The organism is Idiomarina sp. UBA3162 (assembly GCF_002364475.1).
Lineage (GTDB): Bacteria > Pseudomonadota > Gammaproteobacteria > Enterobacterales > Alteromonadaceae > Idiomarina.
In genome coordinates this window covers 65,548-80,509 of record NZ_DEYI01000003.1, presented here as the reverse complement: position 1 = coordinate 80,509, position 14,962 = coordinate 65,548, and the positions used below count along the sequence as shown (strand labels likewise).

The window sequence follows — 14,962 nt, the reverse complement described above, 5'->3', positions numbered from 1 at the left end:
GCTTAGGAATTTATGACGCCTATCACTGAAGTTCTCGAACAAATGTCGCAAGCACTGGAGCAACTGCAACAGTGCCAGCAACAAGAATTGACCGCTGTCGTTAACCGTCAGCATCAAAGTGTTGCTGAGTTAGCAGAGGTCAAAGCCAGCTTACTCAGCCAGCTCGCTGAGTTTGATAGCTTTCTTGCCGAGCACCCAGAGCGACAACAACTCAGCACCGATGAAGTGCTGAGTGAACGCGTCGCGCAACTGCGCTCTACTTTGGCTGAAGTCAAACGTCAGAGCGATGTCAACGAACACGTTGTGACACGCACACTCGCTAATATTGACCAATTGAAGCATGAAATTGTGCGACAAGCATCCCATGCCCGCGGCGATGCACTCACCTACAATGCCAAAGGCAAAATCCGCTAAACAGCACTAAAGATTTCATCATCCATGCCGTTAATGAGTTATCAGGTATAACTCATTTAGGCTTGAGGTCGATATGAAACGTGCAGCTCTAACCATATCTTTATTTTCTAGTTTGCTGATGCTCAGCGGGTGCAGCGCTGTCTACGATACTGTCTACGATCAACAACATGTCGAATGGGAAACCGAAACCCCGGAACATTTCCCGGTCTTAACGGCCACTGGCTTTGCGCCGATTGATGCGCAACCGGGCGAAACCAAGCAACATAAAGATCTAGCCGCCATGCGCGCCTCTAAACTCGCCGCTTATCGTGAATTGGCTGAGCAAGTCTATGGGCAACGCATCTCGGGTGGAACCTCAGTACAAAACTGGACCTTAGGCAACGATCAGTTTCAGGCTTCTGTAGATGGGGTTATTCGCGGTGCCGAAGTTGTTCGTACCTACACGGTGGGTGAATATTATGCGACCGAGCTGCGCCTCGATTTTGCCAAAGTGAATAACCTGTACGAAAGCACCAGCCGTAAACAGAAGATAAAGCGCGTCGTTTATTACTAACCAACACATGCTTGGTGGTCTGATTCTTGCTTAAGTATACGTAGAAGACCCCTTTGGTTGGCTGATGAAAGGTATAAACATGCTGCGTAAGTTGTTAATTGGTGTAATCGTCGGATTTATGACGCTGAGCATTCATGCTCGAGTAATCGAAGTCGAAGGCAGTGCCCGTATCGTCAACGGCGATACCCAAGCGGCACGCAGCCAAGCCATCGAAAATGCGCTACAACAAGCCCTGTTAATGACGGGCAGCTCTATTACTTCGGTCCAGTCTATCGTCAACGGTGTAGTCAACAACAATCAAACTCAGGTGTCCGCCACCGGCAATGTTGAGCGGGTTGATGTGTTGCGAGAAGAAATGCGCGACGGACGTTTATACGTGCTGATTCAAACAGAAATCTGGCAGCGCGAACAATCTTGCCGTGGCAGCCACTATAAAGCCGGTGTAACCATTGCCCCATTTGAGTTCTCTAATCGCGAACATGCCGCCTATGGACAAATCTGGACCCTAGGTAATATTTCGGCTCAGCATTTAGCGCGCGATATTGCTAGCCAAAGTGATCAATTATTCGTAACCCATACCTTGCGCCGTAACGCGGGTCTGCAAGCAGCGCTCGACAATCTTAACCTTAACGAAGTCGGTCGTATTGGTCGACAAATTGGTTATGCCAACGACAGTCAGTTCGTGATTCTGGGGATCTTCGATGATCTGTCAGTGACAGAACAAGGCTCATTTTTAGGTGTATTTGAACAACAACCCACTCGCCACTTTGCACTAACGCTCTATTTAATTGATGCAATGAATGGCGACTTGATCACCCGCGCACGAGTCGAAGGCGCAGAGCCCTGGACCTTTCCGCGTAATGCCCAAGTCGATGTAGCCACCACGACATTCTGGGATGCTCCGTTCGGTGTGGCGCTAGCGTCATCATTAGAAGAGCTCGCTTCGGGCATTCAAATGCAGGTTCAGTGTAAACCGGTGCGCGGTCGTGTGGTCTGGCATGATCGCCAGCAGGTACAAGTCAACTTGGGTGAGTCACATGGTGTTAAAGTGGGGGACAAACTTAAGATCGTACACCCAAGCAACTACGTGGACGACCAAGGTCACTTCCGTCAACGTTGGCAGGTCAGCCGTTTTACCGTCACCGTCGAACAAGTACAACCCGATAGCGCCGTCGCCTCTATTAACGGCCCTGATGTGCTAACCAACGTTCAGGTAAACGACTGGGTGGTTCCTGCAAGTGAGTCTGACACAACTGTTGCGCAGTAGTCACCGAGTGGCTGGAAAGCAACTTCCGGGTCTGGCATAATCCCCGCCACGATTCGGTTGTCCCCGTAGCTCAGCAGGATAGAGCAGCCGCCTCCTAAGCGGCAGGTCGCAGGTTCGACTCCTGCCGGGGACGCCAACGCACGTCCAACGACCTCAGCGGCGTGTTAAGAATTCAACTAATGGCGCAAAACGCATGGGCGTTGCCTCGAGAAACCCCTGCATCACATCAGTTTCAAGCTGCTGTACCATCGCTTTTTCGGCGACCGTCTCGACCCCTTCTGCAACGGTATTTAAGCCCAGTTCGTGCGCCATACCAATTATACCGCGCACGATTGCCTGATTAGCATTATTCGCATCAATTCCTCGAATAAAGCTACGATCGAGCTTTACATCACTGATAGGCATTTGTGTTAGGTAACGTAAGTTAGAGAAACCTGTACCAAAATCATCGAGCGCAATAGCTATCCCCATATCGGTGAGCTTATCGAGCGTAGCCACAGCGCTCTGCGCATTTCTCAACATCATTGACTCGGTAATCTCGAGCTTAATCTCTGAAGGCGTTATTTCAGTGTCGATAATCACTTTTTCCAGTTGCTCGACAAAATCACTGCGAGTGATATGAACCGTAGATACGTTGACTGACATACGAGCACCTTTAGCAAGCAACGGCTTGAGCTGCTTCCAATCGCGAAATGCTTGCCGCATGATCCAGTAACTCAGCGGAATGACTTGGCCCGAGCTTTCCAAGATAGGAATAAATTCTGCGGGCGATAAGTTTTCAATGTCCGGATGACGCCAACGAATAAGGGCCTCTAAGCCACATACAGTATTCGACGCTAAGCATATTTGCGGCTGATACACTAAATGAAACTGATCTTTGTCGATGCCTTTTTGCACCGAGTTCCGAATCGCCAACGCGCGGTTGAGCTCATCGTTAAAGGATTTATCAAACCATTGGAAGGTGTTTTTGCCCGCTCGCTTAGCCTCGAACATCGCAATATCGGCTTGCTGGATCATGACTTCCGCACGATTCATACGCTCTTTGCAATACGTCACCCCGGCGCTGGCAGTAATATAGATATCGGTACTTTCGATTTTATAAGGACGCGCGATATCATCAAGAATCCTTTGCGTTACTATCGCTGCGTCTTGACGCGCTTCTAACCCCGTCAGGATCATTAAAAACTCATCGCCACTAAGACGAGTCAGCGTATCCGAGTTCCGTAATTGGTTGCGAATACGCCCCGCGACGACTTGCAGTAGCTTGTCGCCCATTTCATGACCTAAACTATCATTAATCGCTTTAAAGCCGTCTAAGTCTAAAAAGACAACCGCAGTGAGCGTTTTCTCGCAACTCTCCGATAAGCAGTGCCGCTGCAGGCGTTTAATAAATTGGGTGCGGTTAGGTAACCCAGTTAACGGGTCATGTTGCGATAAAAATGGCAGATGCTCAGATTGGCTCAACTTCATGTTGAACGGGTGCAAGTAAATCAGATACTGTTGGCACTCATCATCGGTAACGCTGATGGCACAATAGTAAACAGGCTGTCCACTGCGCTCATCCACCTGAAAAGAGCTCGATAGGAATTCCTTTTCGTCTGATGGCAACTGAATTGCCAAGTGCTGACCTAAATGCGCATGGTCACCGAGTAATAGCTTGGCGCCCTGATTGGCATATGTGATTGCGCAATCGCGGTCAACAATGACAATCGCTATACGGCTTTTATCGAAGATTTCATAACGCGCACAGGTATATTCCATAGCCTAATCCTTTAGTTTCTAGCTCTGGTTCGCCAGGTGACTTCAATCCGTGTTCCGCGCTCACCCACCGGAAAAGCGCTAATAGCAGCTTGATGCCTGATCGCAATCAACGCACATTTAGCTAGTCCAATGCCGACGCCAGCCGTACTTAAATCATTACCCCGTTGAAAAGGCAGCATCGCTCTCTCGTCCAGTTCAGCATAAATGCCGATACCATTGTCTTCAACTATCAACCGACAATGGCCCATCTCCGTTACTTCAGTCACAACACTAATTTTGAGCGGTACACACGTATCACGAAACTTAATCGCATTTTCGACCAGTTCATACACTAGAGTCGTCGCTAACTTTGCGTCCACGAGCGCTGAATGCTGACAGTCATTGACGACTGAACCGCCAATACGCCTAAGCTCAAACGCGAACGCCTCTTCAGCGGACTCAATTAAGTTGCACCAACGAATATGTTGTAAATTAAGTTTAGCATTGATCAACGAGAGCCACTCTAAGCCCTGTGTTATATAGACCCGTTGATTTTTTAAACACTCGGCTACAGAATCAGGCATCTGACCGTGGCTTTCTTCTAACACCTTTGTAATCGAATGCCGCGTTGGCTCTAACGCACGATCGGCTAAACGCTGTGTGAATACGCCGACTAAGCGACTCAACTCGTGCTCAACTGACGTTTGTTGATTATCACTCAAACTCAGCAGGTGATATTGCGCGACGCGATGTTGGTGTACATTAAGTGTCTTACCAGCTTGAATCGGGTGTTCGATTTCAAGTGAAGCGGTCTCACGGTCGAGGATCGATGTCAGTGGTTCGATAAGCCAACGCGGTTTCTGAGAAGAAGCCGTTTTAAACAGCGTATCGAAATGCGTGTTATGCCATAAATAGTTTCGTTGCCGATCGAAACAAATAATCGCTAACTGAAGCGGCTCGTAGAGCCGTTGTATTGTATGCAGAGGAACGTCCATGTTGGTTTTACCAAACCAACGCCTTGGACTCATACTTGCCATCTCTCAATCCTTGAGCACATCTTTCGTAATCCATTACGTTAGAAGTATCACGCTTACTAGCTGATTGACAAGCGTTTATTTGTCTTTAAACGGGAGCGCAAGTAGGGTCCAAAAAGGGGTATTGCGCTGCTCTTCGCGAAACTCACGCAAGCCAATATCGACGTTGTCGGAGCCCGCATGCGGTTGATCAGTGTAACTACCAAACAGCCAATCCCACCACACCACACTAAATCCATAGTTACTGTTAGTTTCACGCTTAACACTGCTATGGTGAATCCGATGCAGCTCTTGCGTGATCAACACTTTGCGAACGCCGGTCTCAAGCTTCGCAGGTAACTGCACGTTGCCATGATTAAACAACGAGCAGGCGTTTAAAATGATCTCAAAAATTATCACAGCCGCTGCGGGGGCGCCTAACATCAGAATAGTTGCGGCTTTAATAGCTAAACTTAAAATCATTTCGATTGGATGAAAACGCACGCCTGTGGTGACATCAAAGTCTGGGTCGGCATGATGAACGCGATGTAAACGCCATAACCAAGGCACTCGGTGGAATAAACGGTGCTGCCAGTAAAGCGCCAGATCCAATGCAATCATACTGACCATCACGGCGAGCCATAGCGGCAACTCAAATTGATTAAAGGCCCCCCAACCGTGTTCGGAGGCCCACAGGGCGATCCCCGTCAGCCCCAATGGAACAACTAAGCGCATTAACACGCTCGAGGTGACAATCAGGCCAAGATGACTGCGCCACCGATGCCAACGATTGACCCGTCCGCTGCGCTTAGGGCGTTTCGCCTCCCACACGAGCATGAGTGCTAAAACCGCCACAAAAATGCTTAATCGAATCCATGCTTCCATTGCTTTACTCGTGTGCCTTTAACGTATTGAACCCCGCCCAAATACGGGTCGCCGTCGTCACCCAACACACCGCACCAAATAGCCAAGCGATGATGCCAAAATGCTGAGGCAGTAAACACAACAAAACAAAAACCGCAAAGGTTTCAAACCCCTCAGCGAGTCCGCCCATGTAATACATCGACTTGTTCGGATAGTGAGGGTTATCCAGCCCCCGTTTTGACGCCTGCACGGCAAAGGCTAAAAAGCTGGTGCCGGTGCCAACGAAAGACAACATTAAGAAGAGCCCAGGTAACAGATGCTCGTGTGGACTATTTAAAATAAACCCAACCACCACCGCTTGATAGAAAATAAAGTCCAGTACGATATCTAAAAAGCCACCGGCATCGGTCGTTTGGGTGCGCCGAGCCACAGCTCCGTCTAGGCCGTCAGCAAGACGGTTCAACAAAACTGCCACAAGCGCCAGCTCAAACGCGCCCGCCATCAATAATGGTAGTGCGAGTACGCCGATAACAAAACCGACTAAAGTAATCTGATTAGCCGTCACAGCACGACGAACCAACAGACGCGCCGGCTTATCCAAAAGTCGCTGTAAAGGAGGTATGAGATAGCGATCAATCATAATAATACTGTTCTAAGTTCACGACTTTCCCCGGCGCATCAGCCGCATCGTGGGTGACTAAGATGGCGGGCATATTGGCGGCCATCAGTTTAGACCAGGTAAATTCACGTATGGTCGTCCTTAGTTTTACGTCGAGCGCTGAAAAGGGTTCATCCAGCAATAAACTTCGCGGCGCTGCCGCTAGGCTACGTAGCAATGCGATTCGAGCGCGCTGCCCACCGCTGAGCTGGTCAGGATAGGCTTTTGCGTAATGCGCTAAATCGACTGACTGCAATTGTTGCGCGACCCAGTCGTGTCGGTGCGCATGCCTTTTGGGTAGCGCAAAAAGCAAATTCTGAGCAACTGTCATATGAGGAAATAAATCGGCCTGCTGTGTGACCAAGCCAATTTGCCGCCGTTCAATAGGCCACTGCCCCAAGTCATTACCATCCAACGTCAGTTGGCCCTCGATAGTTACACCCGGCTGATCGACACCCAGTATCCACTGCAATAAGCTGGATTTACCTATACCACTCGCCCCAGTTAATGTGAGGACGTCTCCCGCCGCTACAAAGAGCTTAGGAATCACCAATTGATGGTGTTTAAACACCATAGTGAGATGATTAATTTCGAGCACGTGTCCCCCATAAAACCAACATAAATACGCTCCAAACACTCGCCCATTGTGCCAGCGCATAGACACTACCGAGCCGCCAGTCCCCTCCTGATGCTATGCTGACTGCTTCAGTCGTCAATGTGGGGTGTGTCACCGGTGCCAGCCATTGCGTGGGCAAATACTGAGCGACGCTGATTGAAAACGCCATCGCCCAAGCTAACGCTAATGGCCGCTTTAACATCGGGACTAACACTTTAAACCATGCCGCCCAAGGACCATAGCCCAAACTGCGCGCTTGCCAAAGCCACCGTCTGGGATAAGCGTGGTAAGCGCCGTGCAATGTTAAGTACGCATAAGGAAAACAAAACACAGTATGAGACCATAACAACCCAATAAATCCGTTATCGGGTCCGATGGTCTGCTGCCAGCTCAAAACCAAGACTAACTGTGGAATCATTAGCATGGTTAACCATCCACCATTCAGTGTGTGTTGCTGGCTTTGAGCTTGCACTTCCAGTAACGCGATGGCTGACAGCCAAGCCAGCGTGGCGCTGAGCGCGGCAAGTATCCAGGTGTTGTATAGCAAAGGTGCAATATAAGGCCACTCCGTTAACCAGCGCGACCATTGCCAGCCTTGCGGCCATAGTGACGGATAAAACCACGACTGCTGACCTGACTGAAGTAACAAGCTGATAAAAATACTCATCGCTAACAGGGCCCAAAACCAAGGCGTAGTCGCACGTTTGACGCTGCTTTTAGCAGCGCATGCGCGCTTTCCCGTCAAAGCAAGGTACCCGAGCCATCGTTGCAATACCCACTCTAGCCCGCGCAGTAACAGTACACTGACGAAAGCGATAACGACTAAAAACAACGAGCCCCAACTGACCAGTCCCTGCGTATTATTAGTGAACTGCCAATTAAGTTGATAAACCTCATGAGCAAGGAGTGCAGGCGCATTGGGTCCGACAAGTAACGGAATATCGACCACAGAAACCGTGTAAATGGCAATGATGTAAAGCGGCAAACGAATTCGTTTAAGTAACGCCGGTACGACAATTAACCACCAAAATCTGCGGTGACTATAGCCTAACGCCTGTGCTTGCTGTTGCCAGGGTTGAATCGGCATCTGTTGAACATTCGCCTGCGCCATTAATAATAAAAATGGCAACTCCTTGAGTACGAGCACAACCATCAGGGTAAAGGTACTCTTACCGCTGAGCGCACTGGACTGTATGGGTCCTTGCCACATGGGTAATAACCCATCAACCAAGCGTACTAGCCAACCCGAAGGACTCACCAGCCACAACAAGCCAATGGCAAAGGCGACGTGGGGCACGGCAATAAAACTAGCCCAAGTCGCATTAAGGTGCCTCCCCCGTGCGCCAGCAAGAGCCGCAAGCAGCACTAAGGCGCTGGTGGTTAATGTCACCGATAGAGTTAGCCATGCACTATTACCTAACGCGCTGAGCGCGCCAACCAACGATCCTCCAAACGGTGTCGTTGAATTGTGCCAAACGACAACCCCAAGCGGTATTATCAGCCACAACAGTGCTATCGCCGTGCGCACCAAACGGTGCATCGCTAACGGGGGTAACGTTGTTGCCATTGTTGCTCAAGGTAGGCTTGCCAGCTGACATGAAACTCAGCCGCGACTGGCAGCATCGCCGGCATATCGGGTAGCGTGATATCCAATACCGTCGGATCGCCCCAGCCCGATAAGTCGGCTTTTTTACGTTGCGCAGCCTCAGATAAGAAGAACTTAACAACCTGCTTCGCGGCTTGAGGATGACCACTGCTATTTGGAACCGCTAAATAATGACTATTACTAATCGCTGCCGAACCCAAGGTAACTCGTTTGGTGTCCGGCGGCACTCGTCCCTGATTGACGAGCGTTTTAACCTCATTAGGATTAAACGACGGCGCGACATCAAGTTGCTTGTTAGCAAACCAATTAAGTTGCTGAGCAGCGCTGGATGGGTAGTTCTCGCCCCCCTGCCATAATAACGGCTGTAACTCATCTAAATAGGCCCATAACGGCGCTGTTAGTTTTTCAGCGTCGACCGCATCGACTGGTTTGCGAAATGCCTCATCTTGCTCAGAAAGCGACAGCAATAATGATTTTAAAAACGTGGTGCCATGAAACTCCGGCGGTTTCGGATACGCAATACGACCGGGATGCTCGGCAGCATACTCCAGTAATTCAGCTGCACTGATGTGATCAGCTGCAAAGCATGTTGCACAGGTTAACAGGTAAAACTGCCCAACGCCCCACGGTACTTCAAGGTCAGCGACCGCTTCACCAAAGTCGTTTTGCCAACTCAGTTGATCATTCAATCTATCTTTAATATTCAGTTCGGTGAGTATCGACATCAAGCGGTCAGCCTCTTTCAACGCATGAAAGTTCTCGCCATTAATCCATATTAAATCGGCGTTGCTCTGACCATCAACCAGTTGCTTAACCACCTCAGCGATATCAGCCACCTTCACGTGTTGTAACTGAATACCTTGCGGTCGCAGTTCCTTGGCGGCCCAGCGAATGTAATCATTAACGGCGGGATTACCGCCCCACGCATAAAAATAAACGGGCGTCGGCTTACCTTGTGCCGAACTGTTTGTCGGAAAGCCCATTATTGATATCGCGGTCAGTAGTAAAAACACATATTTCATGAACGTAACCATCGGTGTAGTTTCTCAACCCACTGTAACAGTTTTTCGGGCGCATGCGCGCGCTTCCACTCGCCCGCTGCATACTTGTTCGCCTCAGCCAACGTGGGGTAACTATGAATGGTTCCAAGAATTTTATTCAGTCCGATACCATGCTTCATTGCTAAGACAAACTCGGCCAGTAACTCCCCTGCCTGCGGACCGACAATATTAACCCCTAAGATCGTGTCTTTACCCGGCTCAGTCAGCACTTTTACACGTCCGTTGGCATTGCCATCGGCTATGGCGCGATCCAGCTCGGCAATGTCATAGCATGTGGTTTCATAATCAACCTGCTGTGCCTTTGCTTGCTGTTCTGTCAAACCCACATTGGCGACTTGCGGTGAGGTATAGGTAACCCAGGGGATCACCGAGTAATCAACACGAAAGCGTTTGAAACGACCAAACAACGCATTCACCGTGGCATACCACGCTTGGTGTGAAGCAACGTGAGTAAACTGATACGGGCCGGCAACATCACCACAGGCATAAATATTCGGCAGGCTGGTTTGCATAAACTCATCGACCTGTATGGTTTTACCCTGGTCAATGCCCAGTTCTTTTAAGCCAAAGCCTTCCAGATTCGCCTGTCTGCCTAGCGCCAACAGCACCCGATCGGCGTGCAATGACTGTTCTCCTTGCTCACTTTCGACCGTGAGCTCAACGCCCTGCTCGGTTTGGCTAAAGGCTTTCGCCTGGGTGCCCAAATGCAACGTAACGCCATCATCTTGAAGCGCGCGTGCAACATAAGTCGACGTATCCGGGTCTTCGTTCGTCAATAACCGCTCACTCATCTCGACCAGATGTACCTCACTGCCCAGTCTTTGAAAGGCTTGTGCCATTTCGCAACCAATCGGTCCACCGCCTAAAATCAATAAGCGTTTAGGTAACTCGCGGAGCTGCCACAGGTTATCTGATGTCAGGTAGTCAACTTCATTGATGCCCGGTAAGTTCGGCACGAGCGGCCGCGCGCCCGTCGCCACTACGATATGTTTGGTAGTTAAGCGACGCGACTCGCCGTCTTGCTTGAGTTCCACTTCCCACGGCGATTTGATGGTCGCTTCACCGAGCTCTACATTAACACCCAAGCCTTGGTAGCGCTCGACCGAGTCATGCGGCTCAATACGTTGTATCACTTGCTGTACTCGCGCAAGCACTTGCTGAAAGTCCACAGATACCGAGTCAACTTTAATACCAAGCTGCTCGCTGTGGCGCATGTGATGCACTTGATTAGCCACGTGCAATAACGCTTTTGAAGGCACACATCCGGTATTAAGGCAGTCACCCCCCATTTTGTCGCGTTCGATTAAGGTCACTTTGGCTTTCACTGTTGCCGCTATGTAAGCACTGACTAAGCCCGCTGAGCCTGCACCAATGACGATAAGGTTATTGTCGTAGTGTTGAGGGCGGGTGAAACCTTTAAACGCCCGGCGACGCTTGATAGCTGTAAGTAACCACTTGGCGATCAGAGGGAAGATACCCAACAACACAAACGCGCCAATGAGATCGGCCGAGACCACATCGCCCACTTGTTCAATTTCTGCGAGCTGAGTACCTGCGTTAACATAAACAACGGTACCCAACAACATGCCGACTTGGCTCACCCAGTAGAATGTCCATGTTCTAATCTGTGTAAGACCTAAAGCCAGATTAATCACAAAAAACGGAAAAATGGGTACCAGCCGTAAACTCAACAGATAAAAGGCGCCGTCCCGCTTTACGCCGCGATTGATCGCCTCGAGCCGCTGACCAAACTTACTTTGCACCCAGTCTTTTAATAAAAAGCGCGCACTTAAAAAGGCCAGCAAAGCACCGACCGAGCTAGCAAAACTGGCTAGTAGCAACCCCCAGCCGAGTCCAAAAATGGCACCGGCACCTAAGGTTAGGATCGTGGCACCTGGAATCGATAACGCAGTGACCAAAACATAGGCGATGAAGTAGATAGCAAAAGTCAGTAACGGTTCCGTCTCAAACCAGCCATTAACACGCGCTTGCTGCGCTTTTAGCGTATCAAGATTGAGATACTGCGTAACATCGAACATCACCGCAGCGACAATGGCCGCGATAATCACCAGCGCCAGCAGAATTTTTTTTACAGACACAACAGCTCCTTCTAAAAGCGGTAATCAACAGTCAGCTGCGCGTGGCGCGGAAGTGATGGAAAGGCGAGTGTGGAGCCGAAATAGCCGCCCTCAAACACCGGTGACCAATTTTCTTCATCGGTTGCGTTGAACACATCTAAACGCGCACTCAGTTGAGCAGTAATTTGATAAGTTGCATTTAAGTTCAACATATACTGATCACGTATCATCACAGTCTGCAGGTAATCAAGCGGATAGCTCTGGGTATAACTCAAATCACCACCCACCGACCACTGAGGCGTTAGCTGCCAACCTGCGACGGCAGAAGCTTGCACCTCAGGAACGCCTTGCAAACGTTGGTTCGAGGCTGCAAAGGCCGCAAAGTTAGGCGCCCCCACACCGGTACCATTGATAATGTCCGGTCGTGAATTATCAAACAAGTCCGCGACTTGACGCGTATCTTGAAACGCAGCCGAATTATCATAGTGCGCATCTAAATAGCTGGCAGCCAGTGTCGCCCAAAAGCCGTTTTCATTACGATAGTTCCACTGCGCCTCAACACCCTGTGTGGCAATACCGCTATTAGAACCGTCGCGGTTGCGCAAGCTACGTGTTTGGTCAAATACCACCACATCGGTATACCAACGACTGTTGACCGGCGCAATTTTGATACCAATCTCATACAGTGTATTTTCGGTGGCGAAATTCTGTGAATCAATGACTTGATTCGCATTTAATACCGTACCGCCCGCCATTGAATTCGAAGTCGAATCGCTTTCGTACGCTGATGCGTAAACCATCACCGCCGTTGAAAGTTGATACTGAGACGACAGGCTAACCGCACTCAACCAGTCATTGTAACTGTCCTCAGCCGCTTCAAATCCAGCGGGTGGCAGCGGATCCTTCGCGGTCACATCGTAGTAATCAAGCCGTGCCCCTGCGGTGACTTGCCAACGCTCAGTCAGTGCCAGCTCATGCTGTGCGAACAGACCCCACTGTTGGCTTAGCGAGTCGGTGGTATCCGATAAGATATAATCGCCCACGCCGTCGCCATCGTTGTCATAGTTGGTGCCTGGTGACACAAACAAGCCGGGGCGCAACTCCACTAATTGGGCTTGTTGCGCTGCCGTTAGCGGAATGCGGCGATTTGAAATAGGACCGGTGAGGTCAGTCGGTAAATCGGCTTCTGTACTGAACTGGCTGTAACCCAACACATCATTGATGCGTAAGTTGATGCCTACAATAGAGCGATCGTTAATATGCAATTCAGCACGGTTTTCGAATGTATGTGCGCCATCAATAATCTCAACAAAGCTGTTTTGGTTAATCCCCTCACGCTCTAAATACTGATAATACGTGCGGTTTACAAAAATAAGTGCGTCAGACCATTGCTGCTGAAACGTCGAATGAACCAACGTCGTTTTGGCATTATTGATATCCGCTGGATCGGTCAGTACGCGACTGCGATCAATTTCCACTTGGCCCGTCGGGCTGACAACCGCGTAAGCACTTGGCACGGTAGAACCATTAGGCTGTACACCTTGTCCGGTAATATAAAGGTTGTCATCGATGAGCGCTTGGGTGGGCCGGTTGATACCCGCGTTATCGGTCCACTCGACATCATAGTACTCAAGCCCGATATCCCACTCAGTGCGGCTGTTCGGCGTAAAGCGATAGGCGACAAATACGTCATCACTGCGAGTCGAGGTATAATCGTAAAAGCTATCATGGTCGACAAACTCAGCGCTAACTCGTAACCCATGCTTGTCACGCTTGAGCACTTCATTATGATCGAGTTGCAGACGGTATTGACTCCACTGACCCCATTCACCGCGAACCCGTGAGCGCTCTTTATCTGTCAGTGCCTTTTTCGGCAATAAATTAACAAAGCCACCGACGCGCTGAGTCGTACCCAGCATCACCGGTGGCGCTCCTTTCACTACGGCAATCCCTTCGATACTATTAAACGACATTGGCACACCCAAGCCGTTGTTACCGGCTTGACGCCGCATACCCGCCTCGAATAACTCACCGAGTTGCCCACGCATACTCGGGAGTGAAGGATTGCCAAAACCCGCCGCAGCAAAACTGTTGGGGGCAAACCGAGCGATATCATGTAGATCATTAATCGCCGCTTGATCCATCAGCGAACGCGATATCATGGTGGCAGAGCGCGGGATTTCCTGTAATGCATCGGACAAGCCAAACACCCCTTCGACCGGTTCTTCACTCGGCAATACCAGAGTCTCCCCTTCGCCGGTGACCTCGATAATTTCAATAGGTTCTTGTGCCATTACAGACACCGGAAGCAATGCCAACCAAGCGTACTTCATCGGGAAATCCTTTTTATAGCTGACTTAAGAAAGAGCGAATACGTTCCGCATTTTTACCCACATCGCTGCGACCCACGCGTGACTTACTACGAATGTCGAGCAGCGTCTCATCACTTTGTGCCTGAATACGAATCACCACATCGTCTTTAAAACCAAACCAGGTTGTTGTGGCGGTTGCCTCAATCCGGTGTTGTTCATCCGACGTATCGATAATTTCCCAGCCCATATTCTTAGCCACGGTCAATGCTTGTTGATAGAGCTCATCCGGTGATTTGGGTGAGACATAAGTGGTAATGTCGGGGTACGCTTCTTTCTGTTGCTTTGCCGTTTCCTCACCCGCGTACTCCACAGGATTAGGCGCGTTAGCACGCAACGGTGCAATGGCCACAAATTCGGGCGGGTTAACCGTATCCGTTGAGATATCATGAATGGGCGGCACCGAGGTTGCCGTTTGGTACTGCGTATAAGGTAAATAAAACGCGATAAATGAAGCAATAATAGCTAAAACGCTGAGCCCTGCCCGAGCGCCTTTAGGTCGGCGCACGAATAACGCAATAATGTTTAATATACCTGCACCGATGGCAAGATAAACAGCCCAACGCAACAACGTGAAGGCACCACCTAAAGTGAGCCATTCGAGTTGATAAAGCGGGCCGGACAAGCCGATTAGAACAAGAGAGAGTAAACCAAGAAAAATTAAAATGGAGTGCAACGCTTTCATAGTCTGTCCTGAACAAATTATTGTTTTATAAGATATTA

Annotated in this window: 13 protein-coding genes and 1 tRNA gene; 4 read left to right on the top strand and 10 right to left on the bottom strand. The window is 49.8% G+C overall.

The genetic code is table 11. From position 1 onward, the window contains the following. Nucleotides 1–12: 12 nt before the first annotated feature. From flgN to B2X00_RS00315, 4 genes are all read left to right on the top strand, one after another. Complete coding sequence (flgN, locus tag B2X00_RS00330) at nucleotides 13–414, top strand: flagellar export chaperone FlgN (RefSeq protein ID WP_071463269.1); 402 nt, start codon at nucleotides 13–15, stop codon at nucleotides 412–414. 73 nt (nucleotides 415–487) lie between these two features. Further along, a complete protein-coding gene (locus tag B2X00_RS00325) occupies nucleotides 488–967 on the top strand; it encodes an LPP20 family lipoprotein (RefSeq protein ID WP_290485648.1) in 480 nt (159 codons plus the stop codon). 79 nt (nucleotides 968–1,046) lie between these two features. Beyond that, a complete protein-coding gene (locus B2X00_RS00320; RefSeq protein WP_290485647.1) occupies nucleotides 1,047–2,234 on the top strand; it encodes a flagella assembly protein FlgT in 1,188 nt (395 codons plus the stop codon). A 59-nt stretch (nucleotides 2,235–2,293) separates the two neighbouring features. Continuing rightward, nucleotides 2,294–2,370, top strand: a tRNA-Arg gene (locus tag B2X00_RS00315). Between the two features lie 17 nt (nucleotides 2,371–2,387). Here the strand turns inward: B2X00_RS00315 and B2X00_RS00310 are convergent. The 10 genes from B2X00_RS00310 to B2X00_RS00265 all read right to left on the bottom strand — a co-directional run bounded on the left by B2X00_RS00310 (nucleotide 2,388) and on the right by B2X00_RS00265 (nucleotide 14,924). Next, nucleotides 2,388–3,995, bottom strand: coding sequence for a sensor domain-containing protein (locus B2X00_RS00310; RefSeq protein WP_290485646.1), 1,608 nt, complete (start codon nucleotides 3,993–3,995; stop codon nucleotides 2,388–2,390). A gap of 11 nt (nucleotides 3,996–4,006) precedes the next feature. After that, on the bottom strand, nucleotides 4,007–5,011 hold the full coding sequence (locus B2X00_RS00305) for an ATP-binding protein (protein WP_290485645.1): 1,005 nt from the start codon (nucleotides 5,009–5,011) through the stop codon (nucleotides 4,007–4,009). A 75-nt stretch (nucleotides 5,012–5,086) separates the two neighbouring features. Then, nucleotides 5,087–5,872, bottom strand: a complete 786-nt coding sequence (locus B2X00_RS00300) for a sterol desaturase family protein (protein WP_290485644.1) — start codon at nucleotides 5,870–5,872, stop codon at nucleotides 5,087–5,089. 4 nt (nucleotides 5,873–5,876) lie between these two features. Further along, nucleotides 5,877–6,491 (bottom strand): CDP-alcohol phosphatidyltransferase family protein, encoded by a 615-nt coding sequence (locus B2X00_RS00295; RefSeq protein ID WP_290485643.1) that lies wholly within the window; start codon nucleotides 6,489–6,491, stop codon nucleotides 5,877–5,879. Beyond that, the gene (locus B2X00_RS00290; RefSeq protein ID WP_290485642.1) at nucleotides 6,484–7,107 is read right to left on the bottom strand and encodes an ATP-binding cassette domain-containing protein; all 624 of its coding nucleotides are present in this window, start codon (nucleotides 7,105–7,107) and stop codon (nucleotides 6,484–6,486) included. Before B2X00_RS00290 ends, B2X00_RS00295 begins: the two co-directional genes overlap by 8 nt. Beyond that, nucleotides 7,094–8,692, bottom strand: a complete 1,599-nt coding sequence (locus tag B2X00_RS00285; RefSeq protein WP_290485641.1) for an ABC transporter permease — start codon at nucleotides 8,690–8,692, stop codon at nucleotides 7,094–7,096. The genes B2X00_RS00290 and B2X00_RS00285 overlap by 14 nt, the downstream gene beginning before the upstream one ends. Next, on the bottom strand, nucleotides 8,668–9,753 hold the full coding sequence (locus B2X00_RS00280) for an ABC transporter substrate-binding protein (RefSeq protein WP_290485640.1): 1,086 nt from the start codon (nucleotides 9,751–9,753) through the stop codon (nucleotides 8,668–8,670). The genes B2X00_RS00285 and B2X00_RS00280 overlap by 25 nt, the downstream gene beginning before the upstream one ends. Beyond that, entirely contained in the window at nucleotides 9,750–11,891 is a 2,142-nt protein-coding gene (lpdA, locus tag B2X00_RS00275) for a dihydrolipoyl dehydrogenase (protein ID WP_290485639.1), read from the bottom strand. The genes B2X00_RS00280 and lpdA overlap by 4 nt, the downstream gene beginning before the upstream one ends. Nucleotides 11,892–11,902: 11 nt before the next feature. Further along, entirely contained in the window at nucleotides 11,903–14,203 is a 2,301-nt protein-coding gene (locus tag B2X00_RS00270) for a TonB-dependent receptor (protein ID WP_290485638.1), read from the bottom strand. 13 nt (nucleotides 14,204–14,216) lie between these two features. Next, on the bottom strand, nucleotides 14,217–14,924 hold the full coding sequence (locus tag B2X00_RS00265; RefSeq protein ID WP_290485637.1) for a DUF1499 domain-containing protein: 708 nt from the start codon (nucleotides 14,922–14,924) through the stop codon (nucleotides 14,217–14,219). Between the last annotated feature and the right edge of the window lie 38 nt (nucleotides 14,925–14,962).

What these genes read in the sequence shown, in the direction of transcription:
- B2X00_RS00320 (WP_290485647.1), top strand. Translation starts at nt 1,047, where the DNA reads ATGCTGCGTAAGTTGTTAATTGGTGTAATCGTCGGATTTATGACGCTG.
- B2X00_RS00300 (WP_290485644.1), bottom strand. Translation starts at nt 5,872, where the DNA reads ATGGAAGCATGGATTCGATTAAGCATTTTTGTGGCGGTTTTAGCACTC.
- B2X00_RS00310 (WP_290485646.1), bottom strand. Translation starts at nt 3,995, where the DNA reads ATGGAATATACCTGTGCGCGTTATGAAATCTTCGATAAAAGCCGTATA.
- B2X00_RS00295 (WP_290485643.1), bottom strand. Translation starts at nt 6,491, where the DNA reads ATGATTGATCGCTATCTCATACCTCCTTTACAGCGACTTTTGGATAAG.
- flgN (WP_071463269.1), top strand. Translation starts at nt 13, where the DNA reads ATGACGCCTATCACTGAAGTTCTCGAACAAATGTCGCAAGCACTGGAG.
- B2X00_RS00280 (WP_290485640.1), bottom strand. Translation starts at nt 9,753, where the DNA reads ATGAAATATGTGTTTTTACTACTGACCGCGATATCAATAATGGGCTTT.
- B2X00_RS00325 (WP_290485648.1), top strand. Translation starts at nt 488, where the DNA reads ATGAAACGTGCAGCTCTAACCATATCTTTATTTTCTAGTTTGCTGATG.
- B2X00_RS00285 (WP_290485641.1), bottom strand. Translation starts at nt 8,692, where the DNA reads ATGGCAACAACGTTACCCCCGTTAGCGATGCACCGTTTGGTGCGCACG.
- B2X00_RS00305 (WP_290485645.1), bottom strand. Translation starts at nt 5,011, where the DNA reads ATGGCAAGTATGAGTCCAAGGCGTTGGTTTGGTAAAACCAACATGGAC.
- B2X00_RS00270 (WP_290485638.1), bottom strand. Translation starts at nt 14,203, where the DNA reads ATGAAGTACGCTTGGTTGGCATTGCTTCCGGTGTCTGTAATGGCACAA.
- B2X00_RS00265 (WP_290485637.1), bottom strand. Translation starts at nt 14,924, where the DNA reads ATGAAAGCGTTGCACTCCATTTTAATTTTTCTTGGTTTACTCTCTCTT.